Source organism: Salipaludibacillus keqinensis (assembly GCF_003226325.1).
In the GTDB taxonomy this organism is placed as follows: Bacteria; Bacillota; Bacilli; order Bacillales; family Salisediminibacteriaceae; genus Salipaludibacillus; species Salipaludibacillus keqinensis.
This window is the reverse complement of record NZ_PDOD01000003.1, coordinates 180,992-195,416: the sequence shown is the minus strand read 5'-3', so window position 1 is coordinate 195,416 and position 14,425 is coordinate 180,992. Positions and strand designations below refer to the sequence as shown.

Sequence of the window (14,425 nt, the reverse complement as noted above, 5' to 3'; positions counted from 1 at the left end):
GATGTTCAATCATTTAATTTGAACGATTCAAATAGTTCTCGATAAGATGAGTCACTTCTGTAAAACACTGGTGGATGACCAATCGGCGCTCTTACTTCATGGTGACCGCCTGAATAAGTGTCACCTGTCCATAAATGAACCCACTTATCTTCTGGAAGGTACACTTCCCATGAGGATTTCCCTTGCTCGTAAACAGGAGCCACTAAAAGATCCTTGCCTAATAAATATTGATATTTAATGTCATAACTAATTTGATCCTGTTCATAATGCATAAAGAGAGGTCGTTGAACTGGGATACCTTTCTCTGCATTTTCTTTTACACACTTTCGAATATATGGCGCCAGCTCCGTATATATTTTTGTCATTTTTGCAAACTGCTTAATCGTTTCCTCGTCACCATCAAATTGAAAACAATCATCGGGACGATTTCCTTCGTGTGTTCGCATAACCGGTGTAAAAGCGGCCATTTCAACCCATCTTAATAATAGTTCTTTGCTTCTTTTGTTCCCATGTAAGCTTGTGTACCCACCAATATCACTGTGGTGAAGTCCACATCCGGTCATACCTGAAGACAATGCAGCAGGTATCACTGAGGCTAATCCATCATCTTTCTCCCAAATAACACTTTGATCTCCTCCCCATAATAGTGGACATTCTTTTTGAATCCCCGTGTAGCCTGCACGCATGAAGTAAACGAGATCATCTTTTGTTTCTCTTTCTTCAATCGCTTTTCTGTTAATACTCCCCCAAAGTGTTGGCCATAAGTTATGCATTTTCATAGGGTCCGAACCATCATACAATTTCACATCAGTCGGTAAATATTCGCCAAAGTCAGCCATCCAACCGTCTAACCCAAAATCTATTAAGTTAGTTTGAATCACTTCTTTGAACCACTCCGATGCTTGAGGGTTTGTAAAGTCAACGACTCCACAATAAAATTCACCGAAATCTACGAGGTAATCGCTCCCGTCTTCTTTAGTTGCTAAATAACCTTTTTCTTTTGCCTCCTTATAAAGATGGCCCTCTTTAGCAACGTATGGGTTAATGTATCCTAAGAAACGAATGCCTTGTTCCTTCCATTCCCATATTTTCTGATCCAAATTAGGGTACATATCCTTATCCCAAATCCAATTCCACATTAAACGCTTTCCGAATGATGTTATTCGTTTTCCTTGCCAATCTTGACACCAAACCGCACCTACTTTGACATCATTTTGGAGCATTGTCTCTAGTTTTTGTTCAACAACCTCCGTGCCCCCTTGAATACCTAACCAAATGCCATTATAAGTCCATTCAGGTAGTTCAGGCTGGGTACCAAACACCTCGGACATTTTTTCTACTAACTCTAAATATGTGCTACCTGCGACAATTTGCAACGACTCAGGGACTTCCCAAGTGTGTAATTCATGAAAATCTTTGTGTGAAAAATCGAAGTCAGCATATGCTGTAGTTGATAAATGAAGAAAGTATTTATTCGTAGATACAAATGTAGGCTGAGGATAATTGGTCGTATAGTAATCACCGCCTGCTCGATCCTTTACATCTGCCTGCCATGTTGTATAGGTCTCTTTGTTTCTGCCTACACCTGGTTCAGATGTCCACAAAGGAAAGTTTTTCCCTCTTAAATTAAAATAAGAAAGTTGCTCCCCACAGCCGTAAATCTTCTCTTCTTCATCTGCAGCAACACGAATCCAACATCTTTCATTGTTAGATTCTTCCTTTTTATTAAAGGTAACGTCAATTCGGTCTATATCCTTTTTCAAGATTTCCATTTCAAGTTCTACCGGGGTGCCCTCAGTTTCTGAAAAACTTACTTTTATACCTTCAGCAAGGCTAGAAACTACTGCTTTTCGAAGAGGAATTCGTTCTTCAATATAGTCTGAAATATCAAAGTTACCTCGATACATTTGTACTGAACTTTTTCCCGTCCCTACATATAACATTGGAGAATTTATTTTATGCACCAGTGTCGGTTTTCCATTGACGAACACAGAAAATTCATTGGTTGTTGACTGAATTTCAATTACTTCCTTCATTTAATTCGCTCCCTTCTTGTTCACAGTTTAATTTGTATGTTTTCTCCTCTAATACCTGGAAATGCTCCCTTTTCTATTAACGTCTTTCGTTCCGGATGAGCAATTAACCATTTATTCTCCATGAAAAGCAGATCGCTTTCACTATCATCAAAAGTATGTTCATGCGTTTCAATAGGCTCATTTGTTCCTTTAGGTAAGATTACAATACATTTAAAGCCTTCCGGTTGAACCTTACACGGTGCGAAATGAAGGGTGTAAGGATAGATTTCGAGATTCACGCCTTTAGGGACATAGAAAGCTTCTACTTTTGAAGAATCAATTGTATTTTCTATTAAATCTTCTTTGTCTGCTAACAATAAGATGAAATCTGTAACTGCTACATTTATTTCACTCGTTTTGTGGTATTCCAACGCATTTAACTTGTGCGTGTTGCCATTACAGTAGCCAATTTGAACGGGACTACCTCCGAAAAAAACACGCTCGTAGTTTCCTCGATTACTGGTAAACTCCAATTCACTTACTGACGCTTTATACACATTTTCACGTTCAGGAATCGGGTACTCATCCATTTTATCTATAATGTGTGAAAAAGCCCCCTCCGTTAAAACTCTCCCGTACTTGCTGAACTGTCGATCCTCAATATGATAAATCTTTAAATCCGGATTATTCTCTTTAATATGCTGGAATGTTTCCAAGACACGACCTCCTAAAATCCGTTTTAAATATAGGTATGTTTAATTAAACATCGTTACCTTTAAAACCATTATAGAACACAAAGAAAGCGTTCTCAATACTTTTTTGAATATTACTAAAAAAAAGATAATTTCCAGAGGGACGGTTCCTACGGTCATCGGCACTCCAAATTGAAAACTCCACCACCAACGTGCTGTTTCGAACTTTCCACAAACGCTCATTCGAACCAACGCCAATGAAGGAGCAATACCAGAGATTACTTTCAGAGAATCCATACAGAGGTCTTAAGGACTCCGCTTCGAACATTAGAAAATACCCCTCGACCACAGGAACCGTCCCTCCGGTCCAGTCCTAAGTTCCGTACTTTAGATGAAAAGCAAATTTGTTTATATGATAATTAAGTAGGGTCAATCGATCATACATTTCTTCCATTTGTTTATAGCGAACAAGTGAAGCGCTTTCAGAAACATCCGCTTCTTTCTTCATCTGAGCTAGTGTAGATGCAATGTTGTTTATATAGCCATCAGATTCATCGCCTTCGACTTCTTCCGTGCCAATCAAGTGGTTGTATATTCCGGCATACTTTTCAATAAGTTGGTGTGAATAACCTAGTTCATCGTCTTCGACCGCAGACGATAATTCGATTGATTTTTTTACTTCAGTAGAAAACGAAATATTCTCAAAATCATAAAGAAGCGATCGTATCTCATACATAGTCGTATGAATTTTCCTGTTGGCATTTCCTTTATAATTCATTTTAGAAGACTTGCAGAGAACCTCATTCACTTCCTCGATTACAGAAGTAAGAGCGTTCTGCCATCGAGAGAACGCATTTAACAAACCTTTTTTACAGGGTTGGCTTGCATCTTTATTTTCATTTAGAGTCAGATCATCTGAAAAATCACAGAGAATGGCTTCAAAAGAATAGATAAGCATAATTAATTGATTACGTAAAGAATCCCCATAAGAAACAGTATTTTCGAAGAATGATTTAATCGTAGACTGACTTACAGCATGATAATCTTTCGTATCGATCAGTTTTTTTAGACAAGAAGTCAAATAATCAATCACATGTTGATCCACAGAATACATTCCGACCCCGTGATTTTTTCCACATTCTGAATTGTAATCTTTTAGAATTGTTTCGTTTAAATAAGCCGCCTCGTCTGTCACAATGATACCGCTGTTCGCAGAGGCATGAAAATAAAACTGAGCCATAGGAAACTGTGTAATAATTTCCATGAATCGATGTGTCTTAACTGAAGTAGTAGGGTGTAAAAACACTTTCATGGCAGGTCTGTTTTTTAACCGTATTAAAGACTCCATTAATTGATGATCGGCAAGTAACGTATTGCCATATCCAGCACAAATATAAATATAGTTTGCAGATTCGAAAGTTCCAGTTACTTCTTCTATAGGTCGAATAGAATCTGTAAAGCTCATATTTAATTTTCCAGTCTCCACTTCTAACAAATCTATCACTACTTTCATTCACCAAAATTGGCAGTTAGATTAATAATATTGTGCATATTTAATTAGACCTGCTGTGTTTATATACACAGCAGGCAGAAGTAGTTATAAGTCGATATCCCATAAACATGGTGAACCAATGGATGTCGCAAGAGCTCCAGCTTCTAAACTTTCCATCACTTCTTCTTTCGTTTCAAGAAGACCTCCAGTAATTATTGGCATATCCATTGTTCGCGAGATACGGTCTACTACCTTTGGAATAATTCCGGGAAGCATTTCAATAGCATCTGGCTTAGAGGATTCGACCATCTGCATTCCTTTTTCTAAAGCAGTGCTATCGATTAAAAACAAACGCTGGATGGTAATCAAACCTATACTCTTAGCATACTTAATGAGAAAAGGTTTCGTAGTTATGATTCCTTCAGGTTTAATCACTTCCCCAATAAATTGGACAGCTTTTTTGTCGCTTTTCAAACCTTCAATCAGATCCAAGTGAACAAATACGCTTAGTCCACCTTGTTGTAATCTATTGACATGAGTATGCATATTGCAAATGTCACCTGTTAGCAAGAACGCTACATTACACTGACTTTTGATCGCCTGATCAATTTGATTTGGACTACTAATTGCTGCAATAACCTGCGACTCTATCATATTTACTAACTGATCTGATTTCTTAGATTTCACTTTCATTACCAGCCTTTCATGATGAATAAACACCCTACTCAATGATAGTTAGTTCTGGTAAGGATTTCAATACATAATTCGGTTGAGCACCAGAATGATTTTTCAAATCTTCCAAGGACGTGACACCTGTAAGGACTAAAACACTTTTCATACCATTCTGCTGAGCTAAAAGGATATCCGTGTCTAGCCGATCTCCAACGACATAACAATCCTCTGGAGAGAGATTCAGATGGCGCAAAACTGTTTTTGCTGTGTTCGAAGAAGGTTTTCCGATAACTTCCACAAACGAATTCTCCCCCATTAGGCTTTCCAAAGCAGCGATCCAAGCTCCCGTATCAGGGACTTTCTCATTTTCTAGTGGGCAAGTAAGATCCGAGTTAGTCGCATACATTTTGGCCCCCTTAAGGTAAGCCTGATAAAGATTGTTTAAATGATTAAAAGTGAAAGAGGGTCCACCCCCAAGTACCGCCATAGTAGAAGTCAAGGGAGAAGAGGCCATTGCTAGACCAGCTTTTTGAAGCTCTCTTCTTAAAGCAGGCTCCCCCTCTACCCAGAGACGATCCTTCTCTTCCATGATCTGTTGAAAGAAGAGGGTCGTTATGTATGTTGCAGAAAGTACATCATTCAACGATACATGCAGACCCATATTTTTCAACTTTTGATAATAAAATTTGTTTTCTCTTGTAGGATTATTCGTTAAAAAACATATTTTATGTCCTTGTTCATAAAGCCGATTAATCGCCTCTATTGCCCCAGGAATAGGGGAATCCTGTAAATAGACAGTTCCGTCCAAATCGATAATAAATCCTTTAATACTACTCATTAGTAAAGAGAATTTTTCGTGATTTTATTAGCGAGTGTTTGTAAGATGATGACAAGAACAATAATAAGCATCGCCATAGCCGAAGCGGTATACACTTCACCGCGTAGCAAATTCTGAAATACCATTAAACTCATTGGTGCCCAATCTGCTGGAGCCATTAAGACGGTAATGCTTGTTTCTTTAATAACTGTAACGAATACAAGAATCGAGCCAGCAGCAATACCAGGAAGCATCAACGGCCCTACTACAGTAATAATGGCAACTAATTTAGAAGCTCCTAAATTGACGGCCGCCTCTTCAATATCTGACTTAATCGCCATCATCGTCCCCATTGTCGAACGTATCATGTAAGGCATTCTTCTAATTGCATAGGCCACAATAAGTAAGAAAGCTGTGCCTGTTAATTGCAAAGGTGCTGTATTGAACGTCTGAATATAAGCTATACCTAGTGCAATACCCGGAACAATAAGTGGTATAGAAGACATAAAATCTAATTTGGATGTTTTTTCACGAACGACAAAATATGATACAAGAGTCGCCACAATCATACTAATGAGCAGTGCCCCACCAGCTAGTAAAAGACTGTTCATAATATTATCACCGGAGCGAGTAAATACTGTTGCATAATGAGCAATCGTAAATCCACGAGGAAGGAAATCTGCGCCCCATGTCGTCGCAAATGATTGAACCAAAACAGATAACAGTACAAACATTGGTATTAGTAGAATAAGGCAAGTGTAAACTAAAAGGGAGCGAGTAACCCATTTGCTGTCGTTTAGTCTCATCCCTTTTGGTTTACCAGAGAGCGTACCGTAATCTTTATTTTTAGTAATATAACGCTGCAGCCAAAAGAAGATAGCTGCAACAGCAACCATGACTATGGTTAAAATAGAAGCTCCAGCCCAGTTAAAGAAACCAGATATTTCTCGGTATGCTTCAACAACAATTAAGTTCAAACCGTCTGGTGCAAGGATAATTGGCGTACCAAAGTCCGAGAAACTGACAGTGAAAATGAGTAGTGCCGCTGAAATAATACCAGGAATCGCCAGAGGAAATGTAACGAAAAACATCGTTGTCCAGTTTTTCGATCCCATGTTGTTCGAAGCCTCTTCTAAAGACATATCCGCAATTTTAAACGCGGCTACCATTGGCCATAAAGCAAATGGAAAGAAGAAAAACACTTGAATTAACACAATAGACGTCATCGAATAGGCATTAATTAACAATCCATCAAATCCTAGCGACTGATAAATCGTGTTTACCCAACCTGTTCGGCCAAACATGATAATGAATCCAGCCGCTGAAATGAATGTAGGTACAATAAGAGGAATGGTGCATAATGCCGCAAGCGTCTTTTTAAAAGGCATGGTCGTTCTTGCAAATGCATAGGCTAAAGGAAGACATAGTAATATAACTAGAATAGAAACACTAATTGCTAAACCTAAACTATTTCTTAGAGCATAGAAGTAGGTTCCTCCTCCTAACAAACTTTGATAATGCTCTAAAGAAGCATTGCTTAATCTTTCTATATTCGTAGCCATAATGTCGGGATTCACTAGAGAACCAAGAATGTTCACCGGCTGACCTGTAAAGCTTACAAGAAAGACCGAAAAGAGTGGTAAAACGAGAAATAAGAAGAAAAACAAGTAAACAGACCACTTCATTATTTTCAAACTATCAAAAGTTCTAAACCAATCTCCGAGCTTGGAGTTCTGCCCTTTTGGTTTATTTTCATTGCTCATATAAGTACCACCCTTTCCATAGGCAAATGAACACTGACCGTGTCTCCTTCTGCATACAGTGTTGTGTTAGGCTGGAACTCCTCTTCTACCATTACATCCATGCCCTCAAGTTCTAAATCATAACGAATCGTCGGACCTAGGTATGTACTAATTTTCACTTTTGCTTCTACTACATTTTCTGATTTCACCGTACTTCCCTTACGAAGAATCTCTATCCCCTCAGGACGGACTAATACTTTTACATCTTTTTTATCTGTACGAGTGTCAGATACTAGATGAATGTTGTCTGTAATTTTAACTATTGGGTTTCCTTGCGCATTAGTCTCCATCACTTGCCCCTCGTAAATATTAGAAGAGCCTACGAAATCAGCTACAAACGGATCTTTAGGTGAACTGTAAAGTTCTGTTGGCGTAGCCATCTGAACAATTTCACCGTCTCGCATGACTGCAACATGGTCAGCCATACTCATAGCTTCTTCCTGATCGTGTGTAACGAAGATCGTAGTAATTTTTAAATCCTGTTGAATTCTCCTAATCGTTGTTCTCATTGTATTTCTCAACTTTTTATCTAAGTTTGAGAGCGGCTCGTCCATCAAAAGGACAGACGGCTCCATGACCAATGCCCTTGCAAGAGCTACACGTTGTTGTTGACCACCAGAGAGTTCGTTCACTCCTCGTTCCGCTAGGTGACCAAGTTCAACATATTCTAATGCATCATGAACCTTTCGCTGTATTTCCTTTGTAGGCTTGCTTAACCGTCTGCTCATGAGTCGAGCAAATGTTTTAGCTCTTTGACCCATTGAACCACTGTAAAGATCTCGAATATTCAGACTATATGCAACATTCTCAAATACATTGTAATGAGGGAACAAGGCATAGCTTTGGAAAACCATTCCACAATTACGGCGGTTAGCGGGTACATTGTTTACTACCTTGTCCCCAATTAAGATTTCTCCTGAAGTAGGTTTTTCAAAGCCTGCTATACAACGCATCGTTGTTGTTTTCCCACAGCCTGAAGGACCAAGGAGGGCATAAAATTCGCCCTCTTTGATGTCCAAATCTACCCCTTTTAATGCTGTTGCTTTATCGTATTTTTTCACTAAGTTTTGAACTTTAACTGATCCCATATGAATATTCCTCCTAATAGTTTAAAAGAGCTTTATTGGTATCTTTCTCTCCACTGATTACGCACATCATCATAGTTATCTACGACCCAGTCGATGTCCAAGTCCATCGCATGCTCTTGCAGACTATCTATAGTTAGTGGCGATTGCGATTCTACGTTTGGATGCAACGGTATGTGGTTCCAGTTAGCTTTAATTTCCTGCCCTTCCTCAGACATCATAAAGTCGATAAACTTCTTCCCATTTTCTGGATTAGGACCATCCTTTACTAATGAAACAGGATTTACAAGAATTGGCGTATTTTCTGGTACGTGAAAGTCAACAGATTCTCCACGCTCCATCATTTGATAAGCCATAAAGTCAAAGCCAATACCAATTTGAGCTTCGCCTGTTCCTGCAGCCTGAGATGGTGCACCACCTGAGTCAGGCATTGCATTCATTTGCTGATACAACTGGTCAAAATACTCCCAGCCTGCCTCTTCGCCTTTTTCCATCAACTGACTAAGTACTAATAACGTTGCTGTTCCTGATGCTGCTGGATTTGGCATTTGAAGTTCATCTTCCCAACGTTCATCTAACAAGTCATCCCATGTCTGTGGTAGCTCACTTTCATCAACAAGATCTGTGTTATAAACCAAACCAAGAACAAATACCTCTACTCCTGTCCACATCCAATCTTCATGTCGAACCTTAATATCGTTCTCATATGCTTCCCAATCAGATACTGATTCCGGAGTATAGGCTTCAATAAAACCATGCTCAATTGCCGACTCAAAAGGAAGAAGCCCTCCACCTCCATACCATAAATCTGCTTGAGGATTGTCCATTTCTGCAATCATTTGGTTAACCAAATTGTTCGTCCCAGCATAGTTAACATTTACAGTAATTCCAGTCTCCTCTTCAAAAGCTTGAGCAAGTTCTTCTGTCATTTCTGGCGTTTCCGGTGAATAGATATTCACGCTTCCCCCTTCGCCATCTCCACCATTGCTATTTCCTCCACCACAAGCTACTAATGCACCAAGAGATAAAATTGATAAGCCAAATCCAAATTTCCTCATTTTAATTCCACCCTCTCCATTTTTATGAATGCGTTTACAAAAATGCGCAATAAAAAACAACCATTGCATGCAGACTTCAATCTTTGATAGAAAGAAAGAAGTTTGCACGAAAATGGTTGTCTCATATTCTCTAACCAGTCACGCACATATTTATGAACTACCCAGAGTATATTACAGGAAATTAGATAAATCAAGACAAATATGAACATTCTGTGAACTTTATTAACGATTTATTAACCATCCCTTTAATCACCTCACGACCGAAGGGAGGGTTCTTCCGGTCAGAAGAACCCTCCCTTCGGTCACCGTTTATACGATTGTTTATCTTCAAGATAACACTCCCACTCAATTCCTGTTGAAAGTTTATAAGCAATATTTACCTAAACTCCACTTCCGCACTTTAACGCTTTACACTTTAGCTTAGGGGGGCAGGCACAAAATGTCAGTGAGGAATTACCTCATAATTCCCCGGGAAATGTCGTTTTAGGGGACGTGGCAAACGAGGTAATCATTGGTGGTGGACCCTAGTCTCTTTCTACTCATTGGTCAAAAGTAAATGTCTGTTTCATATATTTTCTCATGAAAGGAGAGCTAAATGGCTCTTTTTTTGTGGGTCGTATCGCTAGGCGATATAAATTGAGAACTCGGCATAGAAAGACCGATATACAAAATGACTATAAATTGATATAAGATTACAATTGGCGTACCTTTACTCAATCCCACATTATAAAGCTAAGCGATATGGACAAGTCCCTGGATGGTATAATCTAGCATACGTGTGAAAAGAGAGATTAGAAGAATCTAATGAAAGAGAAATTGCGGTACATTGGAGCCCAGCCAACATATTGTTGTGTGTCATATCACTAGACAACATATCCCTTCCAAACACCTACATATCTAATAGAAAAGGAGATGCGACACGATTTTCCAACCGAATGAACAATCTTTTTCTACAAAGGAAGTCGCCGCTCAAGTGGGGATTGCAACAACCATGGTTCGAAGGTATGGTCAAATTTTAAGGGAAATTGGATATGAATTTTTATAAGATGCAGAGCGGCGTATCTTTGTTCCATCACACATAAAAGTACTTATAGCGTTAAGCAATATGGACAAGCTCCTTGACGATACAGCGAAGGAGTGGGGGCAGGCATCAGATTTCAAACACCCTTCCCCTCATTCAACATTCTCCACAAAAATCACCAGACTGCTGAGCATGTCATAGAAAGACTTAAGGTTGTTATCCGGGTCCCTAAAATCGGAGTTAATTTCCAGTTGCATGGCTTCGATGCCGTATTCATTCCAAGTATGGTGAGTGACTGTTACCGGATGGCTTGCTGAAAAGGTGTGATTTTCATAGACATGTTCAATACCGTGATGATGAAGAATGGTATACAACTGCCGCACCCATTCCTCCCTTACACTGTCTCCGTCGTCAGTGCCGATATCCACATCGAACGATCTGTCCTGACCATGCAAATCAATTACTAAACCGATCGTGTGTTCCTCAATAATCTCACCAATCTTCTCTTTATACTTTCCGCCTAGGACATCGTTTGCATCTTCACCTTTGTGTGTATTAAAGATAAGATGCGCCCCGGTATATTCCTGAATTAAATGTGCCATCGCACCAGTATTTATTTCCGCCGCCTTTAAGTCTTTGTCACGGACGTGACGGGTCGTGTGGGGAGCTGAAATCAGGACATTCACCTCTTCGCTGCCTGCAATAAATCCCACCTGATCGTCAACACCCATGGCCCCTTTATAATTGTTTTGAGAAAAACGCTTTTCGTATGCAAAAATCTTGCTTTCAAGCTCATTGTTTTTATACGTTTCTTCTAACTTCCCGGCTCCCATTTCACTAAAATTGTAGTCAACTAATTCCAGTTCTTTTATATGGTCCATGTTCTGTTGTATTGTTTCTCGTTCTCCTCCCCAACAGCCAGCGACGAGCACGGTTAAAATTAAGACTATGACATATCTAATTTCCATCCGCTCCTCCGAAACTCTCTCTCTCTAAATATCTCTCAATCTGAAAAATTCTTTTGTTTGATTTATCATAAAGTACTATCACAAGAGCAACGTGTGACAATCCCATCTAAAATAATTATATGAACTTATTAGAGGAATCAGTCATGGAGAAGCTGAGAAAAAATTTGACGATCGAAAAATTTAACTAAAAAGGAAGAGATGACTCGGCGGCGTCTCGTTAAGACTTCAGTTTGTTCTTAATGATATTTTCATAATATTGGGCTTTCGCTTCTCCTACCCACCACCCCTTTGGAAACGACACGCGAATTCATTCGAACCTCCATTTATGTAACTTCGAATCAACGACAATGCACGAGCATTACCAGAGATTACTACAGAGATTACTTACAGAGAATACATACAGAGGTCTTAAGGACTGCACTTCTTACATTCTTTAAAAAATCGATTCGACCACAAGAACCGTCCCTCTGGTCTTGACATGTAACCGGTTACATATTATACTTCTGTTAATGTATGAAACCGGTTACACAAAAGGAGCTAGGACGATGACTACGATGAAAGATGTTGCTAAACATGCCGGGGTTTCTAAAGCGACGGTATCACGAGTTCTAAATAAAAAAGGATATGTCAGCAAAGAAGCTGAAGCGTCTGTGCTGAAGTCCATCAAAGAATTAAATTATCAGCCGAATTCGGTCGCGAGGTCGCTGTATCACAAAACATCCGGTATGATCGCTCTCGTCTTACCTGACATCAGTAACCCTTTCTTCCCTGAGCTTGCGAGAGCTGTGGAAGATGTGGCACTGGCTTATGGTTACACCGTAGTCTTCTGTAACACTGACGAAGAAATTGAGAAAGAAAAGCGATACTTTGAAGCGTTGCAACAAAAATACGTAGATGGAATCATTCTCTCAACAAGTAGTCAAGCGCCAGATGAGTATCACAAGCTGGACCTTCCCCTCGTTGCACTGGATCGCTTTTTAGGAGAAAACATTCCTACGGTCGTTTCTGAAAACAAGCGAGGTGGCGAACTTGCTACACAGCATTTATTAGATAATGGATGCAAAAATCTAGCACATCTTCGTGGACCAGAAGGTGTTGGCCCCGCGGAAGATCGTTTGGAAGGATTCAGAAAAGTCGTTTCTAAAGAGAAATGTTCTTATACCGTGCGAACTGCTGGTTTTGATATGGAACGCGCCAAACAGGAAACATATAAGCTTTTTCAAGATAAGCCAGACATCGATGGCATTTTTGCTGGAAGTGATATTACAGCAGCCGGAGCTTTGCATGCTCTATCTACCTTAGGAAAGAAGGTTCCCGAAGAAGTTAAAGTCATTGGATTTGATGGGATTCCCCTTGGGCAGATGTTTGTGCCAGGAATTACTACGATGGAACAATCTATTTATGACATGGGTGCGCTTGCGGCAAGACTACTAATCAAACAAATTGAAAAAAAACCGATCGAAAACTATATTCATGAGTTTCCAGTGCATTTGGTCGTGCGCGGGACAACCGAGGAGGTCATGACATGAAGAGAAAAATTACAGTTGTAGGAAGCATCAACGTAGATATGGTCACCACGACGGCAAGAATTCCCTCCCAAGGTGAGACAATCTTAGGAGACTCCTTTCAAACGGTCCCCGGTGGCAAAGGGGCGAACCAAGCTGTAGCTGCTGCTCGACTCGGTGCGGAAGTGACGATGCTAGGAAAAGTTGGAGCCGACATGATCGGAAAAGAAATGATCGCTAATTTAGAAAAGAACAATATATTTACAGCAAATGTGGAACCGGTTACAGATGTCCCTACCGGAGTTGCAACCATTCTCTTAACAGAAGGCGACAACAGGATCATTGTCACACCTGGTGCGAACAGTCGCGTCACTCCAGATTATATAAGAAGCAAGGAAACAGTAATCAAAGAAAGTGATGCGATCCTAGTGCAACTTGAGATTCCACTGGAAGCAGTGATAGTTACCTTAGAGCTCGCTGAAAAACACGCCGTCCCCGTGATTATCAATCCAGCACCAGCGCAGGAATTACCCCAATCAGCCTGGGATAAGGCGACGTGGATTACACCAAATGAACAGGAAAAGAAACAGTTGTTTTCCAAAAAAGAACGCAACGAACAGCTGATTACGACGCTCGGACATAAAGGGGCTTCTTTTCAAAAAGACGGTAAAGAATATATCGTTCCCGGCTACGTAATGGATGCAATCGATACGACCGGTGCGGGAGATACCTTTAACGGAGCACTTACTACAGCCATCGCAGAAGAGAAAACAATAACCGAAGCAGTTCAATTTGCCAATGCGGCAGCAGCCCTTTCGGTAACCAAATTCGGTGCGCAGGGCGGTATGCCAACGAAACAAGAAGTGGAAGCGCTGTTGAAAGGGGAGAAACAACGTGCAGAAAAACGGAATACTTAACCGTGATATTGCAGGCGTCTTAGCGAAACTGGGACATACGGACCGCATCGTGATTGCCGATTGCGGCCTACCGATTCCTGATGAAGTACCATGCGTCGATTTGAGTGTTCGGCTTGGAGAACCTTCATTTCTAGATGTGTTGGAAGTACTGACATTTGAAATGGAAACAGAAAATTTTATTTTTGCTGAGGAGATCAAGGATCATAATCCAACACTCTGGAAGGAGCTGTCTGGTCGAGATCTGCCGAGCCGTCTCGTGAGTCATGAGCAATTTAAACAGGAACTTCTTCACGCAAAACTGATTATCCGTACCGGAGAAAACACACCTTATGCGAATGTTGTGCTCCAGGCTGGTGTGATCTTTTAAAGGAGGTGAAGGAA

The 14,425-nt window shown here is 40.2% G+C and carries 13 protein-coding genes; 3 read left to right on the top strand and 10 right to left on the bottom strand.

Annotated features, from left to right (window positions below; translation table 11 throughout):
* Window positions 1–5: 5 nt before the first annotated feature.
* The 10 genes from CR194_RS13215 to CR194_RS13170 form a co-directional block, all read right to left on the bottom strand.
* A complete protein-coding gene (locus CR194_RS13215; protein WP_110610168.1) occupies window positions 6–2,036 on the bottom strand; it encodes an alpha-glucosidase in 2,031 nt (676 codons plus the stop codon).
* A gap of 20 nt (window positions 2,037–2,056) precedes the next feature.
* Window positions 2,057–2,731 carry a DUF4867 family protein gene (locus CR194_RS13210; protein WP_110610167.1) on the bottom strand — a complete coding sequence of 225 codons (675 nt, stop codon included), beginning with the start codon at window positions 2,729–2,731 and terminating at the stop codon, window positions 2,057–2,059.
* A 43-nt stretch (window positions 2,732–2,774) separates the two neighbouring features.
* Window positions 2,775–3,035 (bottom strand): hypothetical protein, encoded by a 261-nt coding sequence (locus CR194_RS13205; protein ID WP_110610166.1) that lies wholly within the window; start codon window positions 3,033–3,035, stop codon window positions 2,775–2,777.
* Window positions 3,036–3,080: 45 nt separating this feature from the next.
* Window positions 3,081–4,220, bottom strand: coding sequence for a hypothetical protein (locus CR194_RS13200; protein WP_146035954.1), 1,140 nt, complete (start codon window positions 4,218–4,220; stop codon window positions 3,081–3,083).
* An 84-nt stretch (window positions 4,221–4,304) separates the two neighbouring features.
* Window positions 4,305–4,892 (bottom strand): glycerol-3-phosphate responsive antiterminator, encoded by a 588-nt coding sequence (locus tag CR194_RS13195; protein ID WP_110610164.1) that lies wholly within the window; start codon window positions 4,890–4,892, stop codon window positions 4,305–4,307.
* 28 nt (window positions 4,893–4,920) lie between these two features.
* The gene (locus tag CR194_RS13190; protein WP_110610163.1) at window positions 4,921–5,709 is read right to left on the bottom strand and encodes an HAD-IIA family hydrolase; all 789 of its coding nucleotides are present in this window, start codon (window positions 5,707–5,709) and stop codon (window positions 4,921–4,923) included.
* On the bottom strand, window positions 5,709–7,451 hold the full coding sequence (locus CR194_RS13185) for an ABC transporter permease (protein WP_110610162.1): 1,743 nt from the start codon (window positions 7,449–7,451) through the stop codon (window positions 5,709–5,711). Before CR194_RS13185 ends, CR194_RS13190 begins: the two co-directional genes overlap by 1 nt.
* Entirely contained in the window at window positions 7,448–8,578 is a 1,131-nt protein-coding gene (locus CR194_RS13180; protein WP_110610161.1) for an ABC transporter ATP-binding protein, read from the bottom strand. Before CR194_RS13180 ends, CR194_RS13185 begins: the two co-directional genes overlap by 4 nt.
* 32 nt (window positions 8,579–8,610) lie before the next feature.
* Window positions 8,611–9,633, bottom strand: a complete 1,023-nt coding sequence (locus CR194_RS13175) for an extracellular solute-binding protein (protein WP_110610160.1) — start codon at window positions 9,631–9,633, stop codon at window positions 8,611–8,613.
* 1,173 nt (window positions 9,634–10,806) lie between these two features.
* A complete protein-coding gene (locus CR194_RS13170) occupies window positions 10,807–11,622 on the bottom strand; it encodes an N-formylglutamate amidohydrolase (protein WP_110610159.1) in 816 nt (271 codons plus the stop codon).
* A gap of 545 nt (window positions 11,623–12,167) precedes the next feature.
* Between CR194_RS13170 and CR194_RS13165 the strand changes: the two genes are divergently transcribed.
* From CR194_RS13165 to rbsD, 3 genes are read left to right on the top strand one after another with little or no spacing between them, the layout of a single operon-like run.
* Window positions 12,168–13,151, top strand: a complete 984-nt coding sequence (locus CR194_RS13165; RefSeq protein ID WP_110610158.1) for a LacI family DNA-binding transcriptional regulator — start codon at window positions 12,168–12,170, stop codon at window positions 13,149–13,151.
* Window positions 13,148–14,044 carry a ribokinase gene (gene rbsK / locus CR194_RS13160; protein ID WP_110610157.1) on the top strand — a complete coding sequence of 299 codons (897 nt, stop codon included), beginning with the start codon at window positions 13,148–13,150 and terminating at the stop codon, window positions 14,042–14,044. Before CR194_RS13165 ends, rbsK begins: the two co-directional genes overlap by 4 nt.
* Complete coding sequence (rbsD, locus tag CR194_RS13155) at window positions 14,022–14,411, top strand: D-ribose pyranase (protein WP_110610156.1); 390 nt, start codon at window positions 14,022–14,024, stop codon at window positions 14,409–14,411. Before rbsK ends, rbsD begins: the two co-directional genes overlap by 23 nt.
* Window positions 14,412–14,425 lie beyond the last annotated feature (14 nt).